Here is a 20329-nt window from a genome sequence, read left to right as displayed (position 1 = left end):
ATTGTAACACATGAGTACAGATTTTTTACATGGTGTCGAATTTATTGAGATCGACGAAGGTGGCCGTCCAGTTAAGGTAGTCCGCTCTTCAGTGATCGGTATTGTCGGTACCGCTCCGGATGCGGACGAAACAGAATTTCCGCTTGATACTCCGGTATTGATTTATGGCAGCCCGCTTAAGGCAGCTAAACTGGACACAACAGGCAATCGTGCCGGTACACTCCCGAATGCAATGGATGCGATTTTTGATCAGCATCACGGCCTTGTGGTTGTTGTACGTGTTGCAGAAGGTGCAGACGAAAAAGCCACTATGACAAATGTTGTCGGTGGTACTGACGTTACAGGTATGAAGGGTGTGCATGCATTCCTTGGTGCAAAATCCAAGTGCGCTGTTAAACCGAAACTCCTGCTCGCTCCGGGCTTCACGCATCAGCGTTATGAAGATCCTGACAATGCAGGAACCTACCTTAAAAACCCTGTTGCTGCTGAATTGGAAACTATTGCAGACAGACTTAACGCAATTGCTATTAAAGATGGCTGTAGTTCAGATTCTGAAGCAGCAATGCAGGATGCCAAACTGTTCGGCTCTGCCCGCGTTTACATTGTTGCGCCATTCGTAACTGTATACCGCAATGGCGTGTTTGAGGATGAACCTGCTTCCGCGCGTGTTGCCGGCCTTATTGCCAAAACTGACGCGGATAAAGGTTTCTGGTGGTCTCCTTCTAACCAGGAGATTCTGGGAATTTCCGGCACTGCGCGACCTATTCCGTTTGAGCTTGGCGATACTGCAAGTGAAGCAAACGTGCTGAACGAAAACAAAGTTGCCACCATTATTTGTGAAGATGGCTACAGACTGTGGGGTAACCGTACTACATCAAGCGATGCTCGTTGGTCCTTCCTTTCTACCCGTCGTATTGCGGATATGATTAACGAATCTATCCAGCAGGCACACATGTGGGCAGTGGATAGACCTGTAGGGCGTATCTATTTTGAAGCGGTGCAGGAATCTGTAAACCAGTTCCTTCGCACTATGGAGCAGAAGGGCGCTATTCTTGGTGGTAAATGCTGGGTTGATGCAGAAATTAACAGTGCAAGCGAAATTGAACAGGGCCATACCTACTTTGATTTCGACTTTACTCCTGCATACACCGCAGAGCGTGTAACATTCCGCAGCCGTATGACTAATGGCTACGTTGAGGAGGTATTTCAGTAATGGCAGTAGCAGAAAATGTGTTGAAAAGTGCTAACCTGTTTGTTGATGGGTATGGTTTTGCGGGTAACCTCAAAGAAGTAAAACTGCCTGAATTAAGCTTAAAACTTGAACAGTTCCGTGCCGGTGGCATGGATGCACCGATTTCGCTCGATAAAGGCATGGAAGAGCTTGTTGTAACCTTCTCCACAACAAAAAATTGTGTGGAAACACTCAATCTGTTCGGCGTCAACAAAGACAGTGGCGTGCGGCTTACAGCAAAAGGCAGCCTTGAAAGCTACGACGGTACGATTACTCCCGTAACTGTAAACATGACAGGCAAAGTGACTAAAATTGCTCCCGGTGCGTGGTCAGAAGGCGGCGAGTCTTCAACCGAGTACACAGTAAACCTGAGTTTCTACAAATACACGCAGAATGGCAAAGAAGTGCACGAAATTGATGTGCTGAACATGAAACGCATCATTAACGGTGTGGATCAGCTTGCTCAGCACCGCGCTAACCTCGGACTGTAGCAGAATGATAATGCATATTGCGGAGTAGTAGGTCGCAATGTGTCCGTACGGCTCTAATGTTGCCTACGGTTGAAAGGTGGTGCCGAGGAAAAGTCAGACGCCCATGTATTTGCAGATACGTTTAGCCCTGACTTTTCCTTGCGCTGCTGATCACACCGATTTCTCTTAATACGAAATTTTGAAAGGAAAAGATATGCGAACTGAACAGATTAAATTGAAATACCCTGTTACCGTTGCTGGTCATGAATATAAAGAATTAACCGTGCGTTCTGCCAAGGTGCGTGACCAGATTATCGCGCAAAAGAGTGCAAGCGATAACGCAGATGTTGAACTCGTGCTGTTTTCTAATCTCTGTGAAGTGTCCAGAGATGTAATTGAAGAGCTTGAAGTGGCGGACTACTACCAGTTGCAACAGGCATATCAGGGTTTTTTAGCCTAACACCCGAGGTGGCGCGAAATTACGTGTTATATCTCTCTCATTTTACAGGGTGGGAATACAACGCGCTAATGGATATGACATGCGAAGAGCTTGCCATGTGGGTGCATGAGATCAGGAGGCAGGATGGCAGTTAGTACAATGATAAAAATCGGGGGCGCTGTTGCGTCCTCGTTTACGTCTGCAACGCAGATTGTAAAGGGTGGCTTCTTAAAAATAGGAGACTCCATTCGTGATGTTAAAAAAAAGCAGGAGCAGCTAACGTCAAGTCCCGCTATGAAGAACGTGGGCGATACCTTTGTCAAAACCGGTCAACAGGCAAAGCACATGGCGTCGAGTGTGTGGGGCGCGGCATCAGCTTTTGCTTCAGTTATAACCAAGGCTAATGCGCAGACCGCCGAACAGGTGAGACTTGCAAAAGTGTTAGGCGTTTCGGGCGAAGCATTCGGGGCATGGGGCGGGTTGGCCAACGAGGCCGGGTGTAAGGCCAATACTGTTGGTGACCTCATGAAAAAGATGAACACCAACCTCGGAAAACCTCTAAAACTCGGGGATAACTCGGCTGTAACTAACTCTCTCAAGACAATTGGACTTTCGTTTAAAGATCTTGAGAACCTTTCTCCAGAGCAGAAGTTTAAAACCGTCGCTTCCGCCATTAAAAATTTGGACGATGCACAGGCGGCGCAGTCTGCGGCCAATACCCTTATGGGCGGTGATTCTGGCAAGCTTTTCAGCTTCCTTCGTAGCCGTAAAGAGAGCGTAGATGAGCTTTTGGATCAGCAGAATAAGCTTAATGTGTTGTCTGATGAGGGGCGTGAAGGATCCCTTGTATACGCGCAGGCTATGGGAAGAGTGAGCGGTGTTTTGTCAAATGCGACTGCCGAGTTCTCCGGCCTGATCGGTGGCGCGTTGGCTCCGTACATTCAGGAGATAGGGCCGAGGATTGCCGCGTTGTTTGAAGAACATAGAGACGATATCAAAGCTTTCGGCGCAGGCTTGGGTGAAGCTTTACCGAAAATAGGCGAGTTTGCTTTTGGTATGCTTAACGTATTGAGCAACGTAGGCAGTATGATTGCATGGGTTGCTGACGCCGTTGGTGGGTTCGGAAATGTAGCCGCAATTGTTGGTGGTATTATGGGCGCCAAATTTGTGTATTCCGGTATTAGCATGGTGCAAACCATGTGGTCTGTCGGACAGGCAATTGCGCCGATTGTGTCCAGTGTGTTTCCGGCTCTTATTGGTGGAATTAGGGCTGTGGGACTTGCCGTGATGGCGAACCCTATTGGCGCAGCTATCGGTCTGGCTGTGATTGCTGTAGGACGACTTATTTTTATGTGGGATGAGTTGTGCAAGGCATTCAAGTCGGGTGGTGTGCTCGGTGCGTTAGGAAAATTTTTTGGGGTTGGTGGGGATGACGAGGAAAAAGAAAAGAAAACCGCACCTTCTATCCCTGCAAAAAGTCCAAAAACGAGTTCTGTTGGTAGTGCCTATGCACAGTCACAGCCAGTTCAGCAGCAAGCCGTTTCAAAGGGAACCCTGCCGGAAGGTCTCCCAACAAGTCAGAAAGTACGTCCTGCTGATAACGTATATACCCAGCCAGTGCCGTTGAATAAAGTTCCGCTTTCTTCTTCGGCTTCAGTTGAATCAAAACAGATCACAGATAATCGAAATGTGACTATCAACGTGTATGGGGCAGAAGGTCAAAACTCACATGAGATTGGAGAGGTAGTGCATGCCAAGTTCAACGATGATTCAGCCGCATTGTATGACCATGCGTATGCGTAATTCTACTTTTTCGGAGGCATTATGCCAGAACCAATGATGAAACTAGGCGCATATACCTTTTCTCTCAATACTGCGGCGTATCAAAGCTCCAGCCGTTCCAGTTCGTATGGCTGGACGGAACAGGCGCGTATAGGGACAAATCCCGCGTTACAGTATACAGGAAAGGGGGCAGATACATTAAGCCTTCCGGGAATAATTTTCCCAACATTCAAGGGAGGACTTGGGCAGGTTGAGGCTATGCGCAGGGAAGCAGAAAAGGGGACGCCCCTTATGTTGACTGACTTGTGTGGCTTAATAGACGTTAATCAAAATGCTCTCGGTTATTGGTGTATTACGTCTATTAAAGAAAAAAGAAGTGATTTCCTTCCTGCCGGTATTCCGCAGAAAATAGAATTCACGCTTGAACTCAAATTTTTTGGTGAAAAGATATGAGTGTACTGTACAGAACAAAACAAGGCGATGTGCTGGATGCTGTTGTTTTCAAGTATTACGAAGGGCAGGAAGGAACACTTGAACAGGTACTGGAAGCAAACAGAGGGCTAGCTAAGTACGATCCAGTGCTTCCGGCAGGACTTGGCATTGCCCTTCCAGATTTGCCGAAGCCTCGCCCGAAAGAGGGTATAACTCTATGGTAGAATACTCGCTTGATTATCGAGTAGAGGCAAACGGGCAGGATATTTCAGCGTTGCTCAAAGGAGAAAATAGCCAAATTACCATTACCGATGAGGCCGGATATAAGTCTGACAAGCTGAGTATTACCCTGAGTGATGCAGGTTTTACGTTGCCGGATGCCGGTGCAGAATTGGCAGTATACATGGGCTACAAGGATAACTTACGGCTCATGGGCAAATATGTGGTAGATGAGGTGGCAATAAACTTTCCACCAGATAGTCTGACGATTTCTGCCAATGCTGCACCGTTTGATGAAAGTAAATTCGGCCTTACTCCGCTGCAGTCGCAAAAGTCCCGTTCGTTTCCCGCTGGTACTATCAGCGACTTGGTAGCCACCATCGCCAATGACCACGGTCTGGTTGCGGCGGTGGCTCCAAGCTTAGTGCAAGTCGCATTGCCGCATATTGATCAGCTCGATGAATCAGACATGAACGTGCTTACCCGCATAGCAAAAGATCATGATGCCATAGCCAAGGCTAACGGCGGAAAACTTCTGTTTGTGGAACGCGGTGAGGGGAAGAATATTCGTGGGCAGCAAATGCCAACTATTACACTTACAAAGAATCAAGTAACGAGCGGTTCTGTTAAACTCTCCCAGCGTGAGGCATATAAAAGCGTAACGGCAATTTTTAGAGATACCGCTGCATCTGCTGATATTGAAGTAACCGCAGGAACTGGAGATCCTGTCTATCGTTTGAAATGCATGTATAATGATATGGCAGCTGCAACCACCGCAGTGCAGAAACAGCTGAAAGCTTTTGCACGTGGCAAGGCGACTCTTTCTTTGTCATTACCTTTTACGCCCGATCTGGTCGCAGAGTCCCGTCTGATTCTAAAACAGTTCCGTACCGGTATTGATGGCGAATGGAGCGTTACCAAAGCAACTCATACTATGACTGCCAGTGGTGGTGTGACCAGTGTTGAAGGTGAAGCTGTGGTTTAGGGACGTTAACATTCGTTAACGCTCTATCTACTGAGCACAGGGCATTAGATTTTATGCGTTTCGGCGTGCGTTGTAGAAAAAAGTAGTTGAGTCTGCAAGCAGATTTGATAAGTTCTTCTCTTCATTTGTTATTTATATACGGATTTAGAGGTTCGCATGAAAAGCCCAGCAGCAGCAACAACTGCCCTTGAAAAAGCGATCACTTGTATTTGTCAGCTTGAAAACATGTTAGATTATGTAATCGAGCACACAAGCGACAGTGATAAGACGAAGGACGTTCTTATCATCACACAACATTTTGCTAAAACTAATGTTGAAGCAATAGTGAAAGAGATGGGGAGGGTGGGGACTGCCTAACAAAAAAGGAAGCTGTTAGAACAGCTTCCTTTTTTATTTAGTATTGTAGCATGGTATGCTGGTTTGTTTTCGTCTAAATATGAAGCCCCTTACTAAGGTAAGGGGCTTTTTGTCGTAAGTTTTCATGGTGATTACCTTCTACACTTCACCAACAACTTTACGAATGTACTTAGTAACGGGGATATTGTTAGTTTGGGTACAGCCGAGCATTACTTTTCCGCCAGCCGGTGCTGTGTATGTGTCGGTATAAAACCCGTGTTCAACTCCACGACGCCAATCTGTGTTAATTGTTACAGTGTAGGTTTTTCGTGGGTTTGTGTTCAAAATGTAGTCATACTGGCCGCTACTGGCAAATCCGCATCTTCCTGATTTGCTAATGATGTTGTCGAAGCGTGCTCGTCTTTCATCTTCTGACAGTGCTTCGTTTTCTTTTCTTGTCTGTTCAATGAGCAGGGTGTCTTCATCCGACAAAGGCATTGCTTTGCCGATATCAGGGTGGTCTAATCTTGGGGGACGTTCTTTTGTTATTGTTGTCATGTTTTTCTTCCTTATTTTAGATTGTTATGTCGTTGAAGGTTGAAATTTAACAACAGCCTTAGCCAACCTCTATGTGCCCCTTTATCGTATTAGTGTTTTGAGATTATGTAATGATATATTGGGAGGGGGGATTACGGCAGGTAATTCCGCTATCTATATTCCTTTGCGTTTCAGTTTTCAAAATTGCTTGACGAGGATGGTTAAGCTGCTTTACTAAGTATGTATGAATAGCAAGGAAGAAACAATTCAGCATATGACGGGACGGCTCCTTAGGATAATAAACAAGCATTATCGTATTGAGGAACTGCCTATTCCTATAAGTGAAGGTGTTGAAGTTACAGCACGGGAAATTCATTGCCTGCAGACCATAGGACAAAATGAGGGTGCTAACCTTAAGTCTATCGCCTCTATCCTAGGGGTAAGTAAGAGCGCCATTTCCCAGATGGTAGGCAAACTTGAAAAACGCGGGTTTGTCCGTAAAGATCGTGCTCCGGATAATGATAAGGAACTACTGGCATTTCTAACAGAGTCCGGTTGGGATGCCTTTAAAATTCATCAGGAATTTCATGAGCGGCATATGAATAATCTGCTCAGCAGACTTGAGGAGTTTTCTGATCCTCAGATAGCGACAGCGTCTGCGATTATGGCTGTTGTTGAGACAGTTGTTGATGAGCGTATGGCGGAATTGTTTGGTGAAAAGCTTAATGATACATAATAGTTAGTTTTTGCTTGCAGGGAGCTTTCGGCGGATATGCTTTATTCGCCTTTATTTTTACTTCAATGGTTAAGCTTCTTAACTAAAAGTGCGGAGTAAAGACGAATGTGACTAGTGAACGAGAGCGGCAGACGTGAGATTGATTCGTGAATCTACAATTTTTACGTGTTGGAGAATTACATGGGTGTGCATTGTAAAAGAGAAATTGACTGTAACGGCAGGCATAGTGCGCCTAGACGCGGACCTACAAGTTACAGAATGCATGATTCCGATTTGGTGTTTGAGAGACTAGCCTTGAAGGAGGGAAACGTATTTCTTGATATGGGATGTGGTCCCGGTGAGTACGCTTTTCACGCAGCCCGATGTGTCGGTTCTACCGGAATTGTTTTTGCTTTGGACAGCAATATTCACATGCTTAACGAGATTGATGAAGAGTGCGCTGTCAGCGGTTTTACTAATATTAAAATAATCAACAGTGATCTAACTGAAACACTTCCTTTTGAAGATAACAGCGTGGATTTTTGTTTTATAAGTATGTCCCTGCATTGCATAAATCTGAAAGAGCGTGGAGCAGATGTTTTTAAGGAAGTTCGGCGTATTTTGAAACCTTCGGGACAGGTTGCAGTTCTGGAGTGCAAAAAAGTGGAAGCTGATTTTGGTCCTTCGTTGCGTTCGCGTATTTCGCCTGAAGAGATCAAAACAGTCGTAGCTCCGTTAGGATTTCGTGAAGATTTGTATATTGATCTCGAAGGTAATTATTTGATTCGGTTTACTAAGCAAAAGTAAGGTTACAAAATGAATATTCTTAATTTGTATGCATCATTGAATGGACAGACCGAAAAGGTTGCTGTTGAAATTGAGAAAGCGGTGACCGAAGGCGGTCATGCTGTTACAACTGTTAACGTTAAAAAGAATGGAGCGGTAATTGACCTGCTTGCGTACGATCTAACATTTATTGGTTCCGGTGTTTATACATGGCTTCCGGGGAAGGCTATGCTGAGCTGGATAGAGAATCAAATGAGTTATGCCCGCCAAAATGACCTGATTCTTCCGGGTTCGCCAATGATTCATGGAAAATTCGCTTGCGTATATTGTACCTATGCCGGCCCGCATACGGGAGTGGATGAAGCTGTGCCTGCCATTAAATATATGGGGCAGCTCTTTGCTCATCACGGGATTACTGTCGCGGATGAGTGGAGTATCCCCGGAGCATTTGTTCCTGAAAAAATGTGGCATTACAATACCTCCGGCCGTCTTGGTAACATCGAAGGGCGTCCAAACTCTGAGGATTTAAGACAGGTGCGTGAAAAAACAAAAGGGCTGATATCTTCATTACTACCTTCCTTTGAGGAGGTATGAGTCTATTCTATGAAATACTATACAAATAGTAGATTCCTCATGTGAGGTTTGCACCCATATTTTGATTTAAACTGATTCGGCGACACGTATCCCAGCGATACATGTCGCCGTTTGTTGTTATAAAAAATACTCCAGGATAAGAGAAGATGCCTTGCCGAGCTTCTTCCTTATATGGAGTGTTTTTGACTTGTGTCTTTTAAAGAAGCTTGAGTTGTTTTTTGCAATCTTCTGTTGCAGGAATATTTTAGGAAAAAGGACAATTTGGGGGTATTGGTAGGGAAACAGGCATGTTAAAATCGTAGGCAACATTCATAGAGTGCAGGTAGCTCCTGCAACGTGAATGGGAATAGCTACTCGCAAAAAATAATGGATCTATTGCTGGCAGTAGTGGGAAAGGCAACTTCTGTGGCCTTGCAGTTACTGGAAAAAAGTTTCAGTAATTTGTAGAAGGGAGATGCCGAGTACCAGTTCTAAAAAATGAGACTAGAAAAACATAGCGAGGTAATTATGCCTAATAACGGTACGTATTCTCAGTTGGATATGGCAAGTGTGAAAAGCAGTGCAGAAAAGAGTATTACTTATCTTAATAAAGTACTCCCTGATATGCTGCAAAAACAGAAGAAGCCATATGTAGTTATTTTTTTGGGTGAATCTCACATGGATCACGTTGATCAGGAAGTAACCCGTGCAATATTGTTAGACCCGCCTGTTTTAGCTCCTAATCAAACCAGAGTGATATATGAGCGTCATTTGGATACTGTTTATCCCGTCATCTCACCAGATTTTGCTAGCCAAAGAACAGAATCTTTCGATCCAGCTCTTTCACGCAAGGAACGAAGCAAGATACTTGCAGATATGATTCAGGATGCGTTTGAGAACTATGATATGACAATGGTATATATGCCATGCGGTAGCGCTCATGCTCAAGAAATTTTTGACTCCATGGATAAACGGTTTGCGAACCTCTTCCTTTTCATTGCCAAAATGTCCTCCATTGATTGATGAGACGCATACACCGGCAGGCTTTTCGGAGCCTTAGAGTTCTGGCCTCCCCTCGTCGGCTGGCGGGGGGAGTGTCTGATGAAAATACAACTGAAAGTACAGCTAATTATCAGAAATTGGACAACAGATTTTCCTGTGCATCAAGAAAGCGCTCAATCGTCAAAGCCATATCCTCTCCGGCCTGATACATTAACCAGTGGCCTGCCCCCTTGAACCGGACAAGCCATGCCCCTTTGATGAGATTGACGGCAGCCAAGGCTTGATCAGGAGGCGTAATCCGGTCAGCCTGCCCGACAATAACAAGTGTATCCGTATTCAGAGAAGCAAGTTGGTCTCTGGTTCCACGCCAGTTGGTTACAGCTTTGTATTGTCGCTGGATAACTTCAGGTGATGGTGCAATCGCAGGTACAGGAAGCTTTGAAAAAATGTCAGGATGCAGATTTTTCCATGTATCGGGAAACAGTTGAGCCATAAACTGCTTCTGACTCAGAGCCCCCATCCTGTCCAGTGCGGCTTTTACTGGAGCCAAGTCCACAGCCGTTGCATAGAGCACGAGCTTATCCACCTTATCGGGATGGTTAAGCGCTATTTCCTGCGCAATGACCGACCCCATGGACCATCCCATGATATCAGCGCGTTTAATTCCGAGTGCATTTAACAAGGCTACTGCATCCGAGGCCATCAACTCTATGCTCAGCGGGGCGTTGTTAATGCTTGAATATCCCATGCCGCGGTTGTCAAAGAGAATGACGGTTCTTTCTTTTGCCAATTCTGCCACCATGGATGGATCCCATACGTCCATAGTTCCGGCATATCCCATGATCAACAAGAGCGGAGGGCCGCTGCCGGTAACACGGTACCCAAGGTGCACACCGTTGACGCTGGCGGTTTGAACGCGAATATTGTGCTTATCCTGACGTCCCTGATGGTTCTGATGAGCAGCGCAACCACAAATGACAAACAGGGCCAACATGCAAAGGAAAAGTGAAAACCTTCGCTGCATATTCAATCTCCTTTTGTTCTAAAATTACAATATTTTGTATCTCATAGAGGTATGCCTGATGCAAGTGGTTGCTAAAAAGTACGACGAAATAAGCATACGCAGGTCTAGCCGCATGAGGCTTTGTTTTCTCAAAATTCAGTGAGCGGGGTAGTTGGGTGTTGTCATTCTCTATGGTGACTTTTATAGTGCCGTATATTTACTGCCTGAATCGATGGGATTAGCAGTATTCTGAAGCAAACATGCCGCAGCTCAGCCTGTGGTCGAATAAAGGCATTATCGATGAGTAATTCTTTGGAGTTTTCCGCAGCTATTTTCGATTTGGATGGAACCTTGCTGTATACGCTGGAAGAAATAGCAGCGGCAACCAACGGAGCCCTTGCCCGGTTGGGATACCCTGAACATCCTGTCAGTGCATACTGCCGTTTTGTAGGCGGTGGAGCGAAAAAACTGGCTTGGAGAGCACTTCCGGAAGAGAAACAGTGTCCGGAAACTCAGGAAGCTTTGTACACTGTTCTTATTGAAGAGTTCGAGCGCGTTTTGAATACGCTGGCCCGTCCGTATGATGGGGTGTTAGAAATGCTTGCGGCGTTTTCTGCTGCAGGTAAGCAGCTTGCAATCTTATCCAATAAGCCGGATGAGCTGACAAAAAATACCGTGGCAAAGCTGTTGCCGGGAGTAGACTTTCTTGCTGTACAGGGCGGTCTTGCCGATGTGCCGCTTAAACCGGTGCCGGACAGCGCATTAGCTATTGCTGCAATGATGAATCTTGACCCCGCGCAAATTATCTTTGTGGGTGACTCAGACGTAGATATCCAGACTGCACGTAACTCCGGTATGATTCCGGTTGGTGCTGCATGGGGCTTTAGAGGCGCTGAAGAGCTTAAAGCCGCCGGTGCAAGCATAGTGCTGGATGCTCCAGCCGAGTTACAGTCGCTACTTGCATAGCTCACTAAAAAAAGTGGACAGCTTTTATGAGCTGTCCTTTTTTTTGGGCTATCATGCGGTATGTGTGCGAGGTCTCATTTTCCAAACTGGTAGTTGAACATGCCGGATGGCAGCCTGAAAAATCAATACCCTGCCTCTATACTATGCAGCAGGGTATTAGCATTGTATTTATAGTCACCAAAGGGGATGGGCATGGATCCACGGCTGAGACTGACATTACCGATCGAAGAGATTGATCCCGCTGCATTGGAACAAATCGAAGCAGCGTTGAAGCTTCCATGCTTAAAACTGCTCGCTATCATGCCGGACGTTCACAGCGGCTATGATCTGCCCATTGGTGGCGTAGCCCTGCTCGATGACCATGTGTGGCCCGGCGCCGTGGGGTATGATATCGGCTGTGGCATGTGTCATGTCAAAACAGGGATGAAGCGTTCAGAACTTCCTGATTTGCAAGAACTTTTCCAGTCTCTTTCCAATGCTGTTCCTGTGGGGTTTCATGGGCTCAAAACTCCGGCAACAGATGTAAAACCTTTTGTCAGTGCATCCCGCTTTGCAGCGCTGACCGACTCCGTAATGTGCCATGCAGTAAAACAACTCGGCACCCTCGGTAGCGGCAATCATTTCATTGAGATCGGGGTGAACAAGGAAGACATAGTAGGTGTCACTGTCCATTCAGGTTCCCGCCGTTCCGGTTGGCTTGTGGGTGACTTTTATATGCGCCTTACAAAAGGCCCCGTACCGCTCTCCAGCAAGCTTGGCAAAGCCTACCTGAAAGATATGAAGTGGTGTCTTCAGTTTGCCTTGGATAACCGCTTAAAAATGCTGCAAGCCTGTCTGGCGGCATTGGGACTCCCTCCGGCTTTGCAGGAAGACATCATTAATGAGACCCACAACCACGCAATAATCACCTCGAAAGGTGTTCTCCATCGAAAAGGGGCAACCCCTGCCCAAAAAGGACAGCTCGGTATAATACCCGCCAACATGCGGGACGGCGTATGGATAACAAGAGGACTCGGCAACGAAGAATTTCTTTGCTCCGCTTCGCATGGTGCCGGACGCAAGCTCAGCCGTACAGCAGCGAAAGAGCTTATCTCTTCCAGTGATGTGAAGGAACAGATGAAAGGTATTGTCTATCCGTCCCTCAATGGCGGAGCGTTGCTCGATGAAGCTCCGGATGCGTATAAAAAGATAGATGAAGTCATCGCACGGCAGGACGGCATTCTCGTGGATGTCATTGATCACTTTGCCCCGGTGCTTGTTATGAAAGGCTAGGCTGAGAACATCATTTCTCCCGCACGTACTTGCTTATTGCCTGCCGTGTTACGCCCACAAGCTGTGCGGCGCTGGACTGGTTGTTGTTGGTACGTGTGAGAGCCTCATCTATAAGAGCTGCACGAACTTCTTTCAGCGTCGGAAGGGTAGCACCGAATGTTACAGAGGCATCCGGTAGTGGTGTCTCGAATGATTCCGGCTGGTAATCGTACGAATGGGTAAGAAGCCGCTGGACGCGGGCTGTGTCCATAATTCCATCCGTACAGGTTCCGGCGCAATCCAGTATGATGTTTTGCAGTTCACGTATGTTGCCGGGGAACGGATATTGTGAAAGATAGTCAGCAAGCTCCGGTGCATTTGCTGAGAATTTTTTTTCAAAACTGATTTCTGCTTCTTGCAGAAAGTGTGTGATAAGTGGTGCGATGTCTTCCCTGCGTTCCCGAAGGGGAGGGATGTGTAGCAAATGTCCCCGAAGTCTGTAGAACAAATCCCGCCTGAATTGCCCGCATTCTTGTAATTCATTGAGATTTTGATGGGTAGCGGCCACAATTCGTGCAGAAGAGCGTTTTGCCATATCTGAACCAAGCGGGAGATACTCGTGCTCTTGGAGAAGACGCAGCAGCTTGGTCTGTGATGTGGAGCTCAGGTCGCCGATTTCATCAAGAAATAACGTCCCGTTTTTTGCTTTTTCAACCAGCCCGACACGGGCATTGGTCGCTCCTGTATAGGCACCTTTCGTGTGCCCGAAAAGTGTGTCTGCAACAACGTTATCGTCCAGTCCCGCAATATTGAGGGCGACAAATTCTCCAGTGCGACCGCTGGCGTTATGTACAGCTCTGGCTACCAGCTCTTTTCCGACGCCGCTTTCACCTGTGATGAGCACAGGTCGGGAAGTTTCTGCAATGACTTCAATATATTGGAATATTGAACGCATTTCTTTGTTTTCAGTGATGATATTTCCAAAATACTCAGGATGGTCCAACTCTTTTTTGAAGAAACGTTCCCGAAGAGAGGTGTTTTCCTGCCGTAGTTCAAACAATTCTATGGCGTGGCGGACTGCCGCAATGAGTGTGTCCCGTTCTTCTGTTTTAACGATAAAATCGAAAGCACCAAGACGCATACAGTTGACTGCACTCTTCACCTGATTCAGGCCTGAAATAACAAGAATTGGAATATTAGGATGCCGGGCGGCGATTTGCGGGATAAGCTCTTCACCGGAAAAGTTAGGCATCATAAGATCAATCGCAACAGCACAGAATTGTCGTGAATCCAGTAGGGCAAGAAGCTTGCTGCTGTCGTTTTCTGTTACAACATTGCCAATGCCTTTGGAGCGCAGTGTTGTTTTGAAGCTGACGAGCCATGAATCTTCATCATCAACAAGTAAAATAGGCTGCCGTGGGTAATTATTGGGCATGTTTTTCTCCATGATGCGCTACTGGTAGATGGAGTTGCGCTATAGTACCGCCTTCGGGATGAGGGAGGAACTGCAACGTGCCAGCGTGTTCCTGCACAATTGCTGACGAGACGGATAATCCGAGTCCGGTGCCGCCTGAGTCCCGTTTGGTGGTGAAAAACGGATCGGTAATTTTTGATACTAACTCTTCGGGAATGCCGCTTCCTGTGTCGGATACGGTTATTTCTACCATGTGGGTGGTTGCAAGGTATCGGGATGTGACGGTGACACTGTTGTCCTTGCTGGTGAGAGCCTCGCAGGCGTTAACTAACAGGTTGATAAAAACCTGAGAGAGACGTTGCCTGTTTCCCTGCACCGGAGGAAGCGCCTTTGAAAGATCGGTTGTAAAGTGGTTTGTATGCATGGAAATAAGTTTTTCCAGCAGTGGCAGGGAACTGCGAATCATGTCGTTTATGTCAACATTCCACATTAATTCACTTGGTTCAACGCGGGAATAGTCTTTTAAATTGTTAACAATACCTTTAATCCGCGACGCTCCATCCTGCATTCGCGAAAGCAGGTTCGGTAATTCTTCCCGTAAGGATGAGTATTCAAGCCCGCCAGCCAGAAAATCCCCGTTTTCTTCATAATAGCCTTCCAGAATCGGCGTAATGCTTTGCCAGACTTCATTGATGAAGGGCAGGTTCATGGTCATAAAGCTGTTAGGGTTGTTGATTTCATGCGCGACACCCGAAACAAGCACACCGAGAGAAACCATTTTGTCTGCCTGAATAAGCTGCTGTTCTTTTTCTTTTGCTTCGTATTCTGACTGGATGCGCTGAGTAATATCGCGGATGGCGCATACTCGTACTTCCCTGCCTTGAAACATGATGTTTCGATCCTGTACTTCGCAGATAATTCGGCGTTCGTCATTACATTGGAACTCTCCCTGAAACCATAAGCGACCACTTTGTTCAGAATAATTGTGAATCGCTTCTCTGAATTCAGGAGTTGCGAGAGAGTTTATTTTTCTACCGATCAACTCTTTCCAAGTGAACCCGAACAGAGTGATTGCGGCCTTGTTCGCTTCCAGAATGGTTCCTCTATTGTGGATGAGAATTGCCTCAAACGTAGAATCAGAAAGTTGTCTGAAGCGTTCTTCACTTTCCCGCAGTGCCAGCTCCGCCTGCTGCCTTCTGGCAATGGCCTGTGCCTGACGGTAGTTTTGCTGTGCAAGAGTGGAAAGCTGATTGGCGATAAGACAAAGTGCATTGCAGACTTTGTGGAACTGCTCTTTGGACATGATGGGCACATTTTCATACGCCGTCCGGTATGCATCTTCATCCGCCCCGATAGCTTTAGCGTATGCAATAATCTTTTTATCCGGTTCAGAAGATATTCGCCGCTGTCCAATAATCCAGTTTGCGATATGGCGTTTACCCACATAAATGCTTGTTCCGCCATCGAGAAGCCCGCTGCTCAGGCATGGACGCATGACCGGTTCAAGCGGGTTAAGCGTCCCGAAGGCCGCGTCTGAACGCATACAGTTTTTTAATCCCATCTCAGTTTTACGAATCACGTCATTACAAAGGCTGCAAAAGCCGCTTGGCTTTGTGATAGGCCTGCCGTCCGGATCTGTAATGATTGAAGCCACATTGGTGGCCTCCGCAAAGGCATCCTGAATTTGCTGGATTGCAGCCAGATCAAAAATATTTTCAAAATTAAAATGAATTTCTTCGGCGGGTGGTGTGTTCGAGTCAGGAGGGAATTCGCAGGACTGGCCGAGGTTTTTCCACAGTGCTTCCTCTGCTTCAAGCAGTGTAATGCGTCCCTGAAGGGAAGAGATTTCCTCATGTAACGACAGGAGAACATCATTATTCTGTACGGCATCTGCGGGCATACATCCCTCCGGCTACGTAAGCGTGTAAACCATATGTCAACCAAACAAACATAGCATGGCAACATTGATGGTTAGCGAAGTTATACGCGGATAGAACCAGATAGTGGGAAGGTCTGTCAACTGTGGTTTACAAAACGTAGCGCTTTTATTGAGCAATGAGTTAGTTTTTTACGATAACATTTTGAAAAATAATGATATTTTATAGTTGGAATAAAACTTCCTATACGCAAAGGGACACGCTCTTGGTTGTTATGATGTTTTGTCCGGCAGAGCTTTGGTACAGATACGTTTTTCCGGTTTGATGAAAGTGTTTCTGTATACGCGCTGCTGAGACGTTCAGGACAAAAGTAAAGGGAGTTCGGATGTATATATCAAAAGATACAGCATTACGGATGATCGCAGCTGCTGAAGATAAGGCAAATGAGATCGGCGTACCGATGGTTATCGCTGTGGTTGACAGGGGAGGCAACCTGATTGCTCAGGTTCGTCAGGATGACGCGCTGTTGGCCAGTATCGATCTTGCCTTGAATAAAGCCTACACCGCAGTGGCGGTGAAGGTTTCTACAGAGGTTCTTGGAGAACTCGCGCAGCCCGGCCAGAGCTTATATGGAATTCAGACTGATAAACAGGGTCGTTTTGTGATCTTCGGTGGTGGGCTCCCTGTAGCGCACGATGGCGTGATTATCGGCGGAATTGGCGTGAGTGGCGGAAGTGTGGAACAGGATGTCGCTTGTGCCAATGCCGGCTTGAGTGCGTATTGTTAACTGGGAAGATGTAAGGAGAAATTAATGACTACTAATCCCCCGAAACTGGTGATTCCAAAACTGTATGGACCAACTGACCGCGTATCACAGGCGCTTGACCGTTTTGTAAAGACTGCACCTGCAATTTGCGCAGAGCGTGCTGTTCTTTTAACCGAGTCATATAAGGCAACCGAAGGACAGCCGATTGCGAACCGCCGTGCAAAAGCATTGGAAAACGTGCTGGCAAACATGTCCATTTTTATTCAGGACGGAGAACTTCTTGTCGGTAACCAGTGCAGTATGCCGCGTTCTGCCCCTATTTTTCCGGAATTTTCTTGTAAATGGGTAGAAGAAGAGCTTGATCGTCTGGAAAAAAGAACTGCTGATGTATTTCTTATCTCTGAAGAGACTAAAGACAAGCTTCGCAGCGCATTTTCATACTGGGATGGCAGAACCACTAACGAAATCGCTGCGGCATTCATGCCTCCTGAATCTCTGGAAGCCCACAATGATGTTGTCTACACAGTGGGTAACTATTTCTACAACGGCGTAGGTCATATTTCTCCTGACTACAATAAAGTACTCACTGAAGGTCTCCTCTCAGTTATTGCATCTGCTGAAGAAGCAATCGAAAAGTTAGATTTCACGGATGCAGAGGCTCAGAACAAACGTCATTTCCTCGAGTCTGTTGTTACTGCAAACAAAGCTGTTATCGCTTTTGCAGAACGCTTTGCTGCACTTGCAGAAGAAAAAGCTGCTACGGCTGATAAAGGACGCAAAGAAGAGTTGTTAGAGATTGCGCGTATCTGCCGCAAGGTTCCTGCACATCCTGCTGAAACGTTGCAAGAAGCATTGCAGGCGTTCTGGTTTGTACATCTGGTTGTACAGATTGAGTCTAACGGTCATTCAATTTCCCCTATGCGCTTTGACCAGTATATGAATCCGTTCCTGCAGGAAGGCTCCACTTCTGTTGAAAGGGCACAGGAACTGCTCGACATGCTGTGGATTAAATTCTCTGAACTGAACAAGGTTCGTGACGAAGCTTCCACCATGGCTTTTGCCGGCTACCCGATGTTCATGAACCTTATCGTCGGCGGACAGACCCGTGACGGCGCTGATGCCACTAATGCTATGTCCTTCCTCGTGTTGCAGGCCAGTGCCAACACCAAACTGTACGCACCTTCCCTGTCTATCCGTATTCATGAAGGCACCCCTGATGTTCTCTACAAACGTGCAGCAGAAGTAAGCCGTTTAGGTTTAGGATACCCTGCATACTACAATGACCGTGTGATCATTCCGGCACTGCTTGCACGAGGTCTGAGCAGGGAAGATGCTCGGGACTACGGTATTATCGGCTGTGTAGAACCACAGGTTGGCGGCAAAACAGAGGGCTGGCATGACGCTGCATTCTTCAACATGTCCAAGGTCATCGAACTTTGCCTGAATGACGGTGTGGATAAGCGCACAGGTAAACAGATAGGACCTAAGAGTGGTAAACTGGAAGACTTTACAAGCTTTGACGAGGTGATGAAGTCGTATGAAGCTCAGACCAGTTATTTTGTAAAACTTATGGCTGCGGCGGATAACGCTGTAGATATGACTCATGGCAAACATTGTCCTCTGCCATTCCTTTCCGGACTGGTAGAAGACTGCATCGGCCGCGGAATGTCTCTTCAGGAAGGAGGCGCTATTTACAACTTTACCGGCCCTCAAGGTGTAGGAGTTGCGAACGCCGGAGACTCCCTCGCTGCAATCAAAAAACTTGTCTTTGAAGATAAGTTGATTACTGCCAAAGAATTGCAGGATGCCTTGCATAGTAATTTTGAAGGGCAGGAAGATTTACGCCTTATGTTGGTAAACCGCGCTCCTAAATATGGTAATGATAATGACTTTGCTGATGCCGTGGCTAAAGAAGCAGCAGGTATCTACTGCAGAGAAGTTAACCGGTACACAAACCCGCGTGGTGGTAAATTCCAGCCGGGCTTGTATCCAGCTTCCGCAAACGTACCGCTTGGTTCTGTAGTAACTGCTACTCCTGACGGCCGTATGGCGTGGACTCCGCTTGCAGATGGCGTCTCCCCTATCTCAGGCTATGACAGTTGCGGCCCTACAGCTTCTGTACTGTCTGTTGCTAAGCTTGACCACGAAATCGCATCAAACGGCACATTGCTTAACCAGAAGTTCCACCCGTCGGCACTTGAGGGTGAGAACGGACTGGAGAACCTGAAAGCGGTAACTGAAACGTACTTCCAGAATGGCGGTTTCCACGTTCAATACAACGTAATCAGCCGCCAGACATTGGAAGAAGCTCAGGAAAATCCGGATGACTATAAAGGACTGGTAGTCCGCGTTGCCGGCTACAGTGCATTCTTTACAGCGTTGGATAAATCGCTTCAGGACGACATCATTGCCCGTACCGAACAGACATTCTAAGCAACGCAGCGGAGCCGGATTATCCGGCTCCGCGTTACAAAGGATTAGCGTATGACGTGGAAAGAACGCCAACACTCCTTTCGGTTGTCGGATAAAGATAACGCTGCACTGACAGGAACTGTTTTTGATATTCAACGATTTTCTGTTCATGACGGTAATGGAATCCGGACATTGGTTTTTCTGAAAGGATGCCCGCTGCATTGCATGTGGTGTCAGAATCCGGAATCAATGAGCCCGAAGCCGGAGTTAATGCGTCTTCCTCATTTATGTATCGGGTGCGGTAAATGTATTGAAAAATGTCCTGAAAAAGCCCTGTCTGTTGATGATTCGGGAACGTTTGTCATTAAGCGTGAGAACTGCACATACTGTGGAGAGTGTGTTGCACATTGTTACGCTGGTTCTATGACCATTGTTGGTCGTTACATGACTGTGGATGAAGTTATGGACGAAGTGGAGCGCGACCGGCATTTTTATGAGACGTCAAATGGAGGCGTCACATTTTCCGGTGGTGAACCGACAATGCAGTCTGAGTTTTTGATTGAATGCCTGCATGAAGCCCATCGTAGAGGATTGCACACTGCCATTGAAACTTGTGCGATGACTACGCCTGAGGTGTTCCGGAATGTATTGGAGCATACGGATCTTGTGCTGACTGATATTAAGCATATGGATTCCCGGCAGCACAAGTTGCTGACGGGAGCACCTAATGAGCAGATTCTGGAAAATATTGCCACTGCTGCGGCGATGGGCAAGACTCTGCGTATCAGAGTGCCGCTGATTCCCGGTTGTAATGATTCTGCGGAAAATATTGAGGAAACGGCAAAGTTTGTAGCTTCACTTGGTTCAGCTGTTGAATCCCTTGATATTCTGCCATATCACAGGCTTGGCGAACCTAAGTGGGAACAATTGGATCGTACCTATCCGCTGCTCGGAGTTGAACCTCACGATAAAATGATAGTGTATAGCATGAAGGATGTTGCCGACAAATATGTGGCACATGTAACGGTTGGCGGTTAGCGATTACGTTTCTTTCGTGTTGGTAAGAGACCTGTGAAAAGCGTTTTTTGTCGCTTGTTGTCCGAATACTGTTGTTCCGGTTCAGTTGTTCAAAT

The 20329-nt window shown here is 46.7% G+C and carries 21 protein-coding genes; 17 read left to right on the top strand and 4 right to left on the bottom strand.

Going from position 1 to position 20329, the window contains the following annotated elements; translation table 11 throughout:
* Window positions 1-10 precede the first annotated feature (10 nt).
* From F461_RS0116250 to F461_RS0116215, 8 genes are all read left to right on the top strand, one after another.
* A complete protein-coding gene (locus F461_RS0116250; protein WP_020002219.1) occupies window positions 11-1213 on the top strand; it encodes a phage tail sheath C-terminal domain-containing protein in 1203 nt (400 codons plus the stop codon).
* Window positions 1213-1722: a phage major tail tube protein gene (locus F461_RS0116245; protein ID WP_020002218.1), complete on the top strand. Its 510-nt coding sequence runs from the start codon at window positions 1213-1215 to the stop codon at window positions 1720-1722. Before F461_RS0116250 ends, F461_RS0116245 begins: the two co-directional genes overlap by 1 nt.
* 193 nt (window positions 1723-1915) lie before the next feature.
* Window positions 1916-2161: a phage tail assembly protein gene (locus F461_RS0116240; RefSeq protein WP_020002217.1), complete on the top strand. Its 246-nt coding sequence runs from the start codon at window positions 1916-1918 to the stop codon at window positions 2159-2161.
* A 123-nt stretch (window positions 2162-2284) separates the two neighbouring features.
* Window positions 2285-3943: a phage tail tape measure protein gene (locus tag F461_RS0116235; RefSeq protein WP_020002216.1), complete on the top strand. Its 1659-nt coding sequence runs from the start codon at window positions 2285-2287 to the stop codon at window positions 3941-3943.
* Between the two features lie 21 nt (window positions 3944-3964).
* Window positions 3965-4375, top strand: coding sequence for a phage tail protein (locus tag F461_RS0116230; protein WP_020002215.1), 411 nt, complete (start codon window positions 3965-3967; stop codon window positions 4373-4375).
* Complete coding sequence (locus F461_RS0116225; protein ID WP_020002214.1) at window positions 4372-4578, top strand: tail protein X; 207 nt, start codon at window positions 4372-4374, stop codon at window positions 4576-4578. Before F461_RS0116230 ends, F461_RS0116225 begins: the two co-directional genes overlap by 4 nt.
* The gene (locus tag F461_RS0116220) at window positions 4572-5558 is read left to right on the top strand and encodes a contractile injection system protein, VgrG/Pvc8 family (protein WP_020002213.1); all 987 of its coding nucleotides are present in this window, start codon (window positions 4572-4574) and stop codon (window positions 5556-5558) included. The genes F461_RS0116225 and F461_RS0116220 overlap by 7 nt, the downstream gene beginning before the upstream one ends.
* Window positions 5559-5714: 156 nt before the next feature.
* Complete coding sequence (locus F461_RS0116215) at window positions 5715-5915, top strand: hypothetical protein (protein ID WP_020002212.1); 201 nt, start codon at window positions 5715-5717, stop codon at window positions 5913-5915.
* Between the two features lie 138 nt (window positions 5916-6053).
* On the opposite strand, the gene F461_RS0116210 is transcribed toward F461_RS0116215, so the two are convergent.
* Window positions 6054-6452 (bottom strand): hypothetical protein, encoded by a 399-nt coding sequence (locus F461_RS0116210; protein ID WP_020002211.1) that lies wholly within the window; start codon window positions 6450-6452, stop codon window positions 6054-6056.
* Between the two features lie 253 nt (window positions 6453-6705).
* Here F461_RS0116210 and F461_RS0116205 point away from each other — a divergent pair, with 253 nt between their 5' ends.
* From F461_RS0116205 to F461_RS0116185, 4 genes are all read left to right on the top strand, one after another.
* Window positions 6706-7167 (top strand): MarR family transcriptional regulator, encoded by a 462-nt coding sequence (locus F461_RS0116205; RefSeq protein WP_162139300.1) that lies wholly within the window; start codon window positions 6706-6708, stop codon window positions 7165-7167.
* Between the two features lie 180 nt (window positions 7168-7347).
* Window positions 7348-7953 (top strand): class I SAM-dependent methyltransferase, encoded by a 606-nt coding sequence (locus F461_RS0116200; protein ID WP_020002209.1) that lies wholly within the window; start codon window positions 7348-7350, stop codon window positions 7951-7953.
* 9 nt (window positions 7954-7962) lie between these two features.
* Complete coding sequence (locus tag F461_RS0116195) at window positions 7963-8526, top strand: flavodoxin domain-containing protein (protein WP_020002208.1); 564 nt, start codon at window positions 7963-7965, stop codon at window positions 8524-8526.
* Window positions 8527-9033: 507 nt separating this feature from the next.
* Entirely contained in the window at window positions 9034-9528 is a 495-nt protein-coding gene (locus tag F461_RS0116185) for a hypothetical protein (protein WP_073020935.1), read from the top strand.
* A 109-nt stretch (window positions 9529-9637) separates the two neighbouring features.
* Here F461_RS0116185 and F461_RS0116180 read toward each other — a convergent pair whose 3' ends face one another.
* Window positions 9638-10531, bottom strand: coding sequence for an alpha/beta fold hydrolase (locus tag F461_RS0116180; protein WP_020002205.1), 894 nt, complete (start codon window positions 10529-10531; stop codon window positions 9638-9640).
* Between the two features lie 279 nt (window positions 10532-10810).
* Between F461_RS0116180 and F461_RS0116175 the strand changes: the two genes are divergently transcribed.
* Entirely contained in the window at window positions 10811-11476 is a 666-nt protein-coding gene (locus tag F461_RS0116175; RefSeq protein ID WP_020002204.1) for an HAD family hydrolase, read from the top strand.
* A 192-nt stretch (window positions 11477-11668) separates the two neighbouring features.
* The gene (locus F461_RS18280; protein ID WP_020002203.1) at window positions 11669-12748 is read left to right on the top strand and encodes an RtcB family protein; all 1080 of its coding nucleotides are present in this window, start codon (window positions 11669-11671) and stop codon (window positions 12746-12748) included.
* Window positions 12749-12758: 10 nt separating this feature from the next.
* Here the strand turns inward: F461_RS18280 and F461_RS0116165 are convergent, their stop codons facing one another.
* Window positions 12759-14162 carry a sigma-54-dependent transcriptional regulator gene (locus F461_RS0116165; RefSeq protein WP_020002202.1) on the bottom strand — a complete coding sequence of 468 codons (1404 nt, stop codon included), beginning with the start codon at window positions 14160-14162 and terminating at the stop codon, window positions 12759-12761.
* Entirely contained in the window at window positions 14152-16041 is a 1890-nt protein-coding gene (locus F461_RS0116160) for a PocR ligand-binding domain-containing protein (RefSeq protein WP_020002201.1), read from the bottom strand. Before F461_RS0116160 ends, F461_RS0116165 begins: the two co-directional genes overlap by 11 nt.
* Before the next feature lie 362 nt (window positions 16042-16403).
* On the opposite strand from F461_RS0116160, the gene F461_RS0116155 reads away from it, so the two are divergent.
* Genes F461_RS0116155 through F461_RS0116145 form a run of 3 tightly spaced genes read left to right on the top strand, consistent with a single transcriptional unit; the run spans window position 16404 to window position 20234 of the window.
* Window positions 16404-16805 carry a GlcG/HbpS family heme-binding protein gene (locus tag F461_RS0116155; RefSeq protein WP_020002200.1) on the top strand — a complete coding sequence of 134 codons (402 nt, stop codon included), beginning with the start codon at window positions 16404-16406 and terminating at the stop codon, window positions 16803-16805.
* 24 nt (window positions 16806-16829) lie between these two features.
* Window positions 16830-19217 (top strand): glycyl radical protein, encoded by a 2388-nt coding sequence (locus F461_RS0116150; protein ID WP_020002199.1) that lies wholly within the window; start codon window positions 16830-16832, stop codon window positions 19215-19217.
* Window positions 19218-19268: 51 nt separating this feature from the next.
* On the top strand, window positions 19269-20234 hold the full coding sequence (locus F461_RS0116145) for a glycyl-radical enzyme activating protein (protein ID WP_020002198.1): 966 nt from the start codon (window positions 19269-19271) through the stop codon (window positions 20232-20234).
* Window positions 20235-20329 lie beyond the last annotated feature (95 nt).

Origin of the sequence: Halodesulfovibrio aestuarii DSM 17919 = ATCC 29578, from assembly GCF_000384815.1 — a bacterium.
Taxonomy (GTDB): domain Bacteria; phylum Desulfobacterota; class Desulfovibrionia; order Desulfovibrionales; family Desulfovibrionaceae; genus Halodesulfovibrio; species Halodesulfovibrio aestuarii.
The sequence above is the reverse complement of the archived record's forward strand: the minus strand, read 5'-3'. Positions and strand labels throughout refer to the sequence as shown.

Excerpts from the sequence above, each read along its gene's own strand:
- F461_RS0116250 (WP_020002219.1), top strand. The coding sequence starts at position 11 with ATGAGTACAGATTTTTTACATGGTGTCGAATTTATTGAGATCGACGAA.
- F461_RS0116245 (WP_020002218.1), top strand. The coding sequence starts at position 1,213 with ATGGCAGTAGCAGAAAATGTGTTGAAAAGTGCTAACCTGTTTGTTGAT.
- F461_RS0116240 (WP_020002217.1), top strand. The coding sequence starts at position 1,916 with ATGCGAACTGAACAGATTAAATTGAAATACCCTGTTACCGTTGCTGGT.
- F461_RS0116235 (WP_020002216.1), top strand. The coding sequence starts at position 2,285 with ATGGCAGTTAGTACAATGATAAAAATCGGGGGCGCTGTTGCGTCCTCG.
- F461_RS0116230 (WP_020002215.1), top strand. The coding sequence starts at position 3,965 with ATGCCAGAACCAATGATGAAACTAGGCGCATATACCTTTTCTCTCAAT.
- F461_RS0116225 (WP_020002214.1), top strand. The coding sequence starts at position 4,372 with ATGAGTGTACTGTACAGAACAAAACAAGGCGATGTGCTGGATGCTGTT.
- F461_RS0116220 (WP_020002213.1), top strand. The coding sequence starts at position 4,572 with ATGGTAGAATACTCGCTTGATTATCGAGTAGAGGCAAACGGGCAGGAT.
- F461_RS0116215 (WP_020002212.1), top strand. The coding sequence starts at position 5,715 with ATGAAAAGCCCAGCAGCAGCAACAACTGCCCTTGAAAAAGCGATCACT.
- F461_RS0116210 (WP_020002211.1), bottom strand. The coding sequence starts at position 6,452 with ATGACAACAATAACAAAAGAACGTCCCCCAAGATTAGACCACCCTGAT.
- F461_RS0116205 (WP_162139300.1), top strand. The coding sequence starts at position 6,706 with ATGACGGGACGGCTCCTTAGGATAATAAACAAGCATTATCGTATTGAG.
- F461_RS0116200 (WP_020002209.1), top strand. The coding sequence starts at position 7,348 with ATGGGTGTGCATTGTAAAAGAGAAATTGACTGTAACGGCAGGCATAGT.
- F461_RS0116195 (WP_020002208.1), top strand. The coding sequence starts at position 7,963 with ATGAATATTCTTAATTTGTATGCATCATTGAATGGACAGACCGAAAAG.
- F461_RS0116185 (WP_073020935.1), top strand. The coding sequence starts at position 9,034 with ATGCCTAATAACGGTACGTATTCTCAGTTGGATATGGCAAGTGTGAAA.
- F461_RS0116180 (WP_020002205.1), bottom strand. The coding sequence starts at position 10,531 with ATGCAGCGAAGGTTTTCACTTTTCCTTTGCATGTTGGCCCTGTTTGTC.
- F461_RS0116175 (WP_020002204.1), top strand. The coding sequence starts at position 10,811 with ATGAGTAATTCTTTGGAGTTTTCCGCAGCTATTTTCGATTTGGATGGA.
- F461_RS18280 (WP_020002203.1), top strand. The coding sequence starts at position 11,669 with ATGGATCCACGGCTGAGACTGACATTACCGATCGAAGAGATTGATCCC.
- F461_RS0116165 (WP_020002202.1), bottom strand. The coding sequence starts at position 14,162 with ATGCCCAATAATTACCCACGGCAGCCTATTTTACTTGTTGATGATGAA.
- F461_RS0116160 (WP_020002201.1), bottom strand. The coding sequence starts at position 16,041 with ATGCCCGCAGATGCCGTACAGAATAATGATGTTCTCCTGTCGTTACAT.
- F461_RS0116155 (WP_020002200.1), top strand. The coding sequence starts at position 16,404 with ATGTATATATCAAAAGATACAGCATTACGGATGATCGCAGCTGCTGAA.
- F461_RS0116150 (WP_020002199.1), top strand. The coding sequence starts at position 16,830 with ATGACTACTAATCCCCCGAAACTGGTGATTCCAAAACTGTATGGACCA.
- F461_RS0116145 (WP_020002198.1), top strand. The coding sequence starts at position 19,269 with ATGACGTGGAAAGAACGCCAACACTCCTTTCGGTTGTCGGATAAAGAT.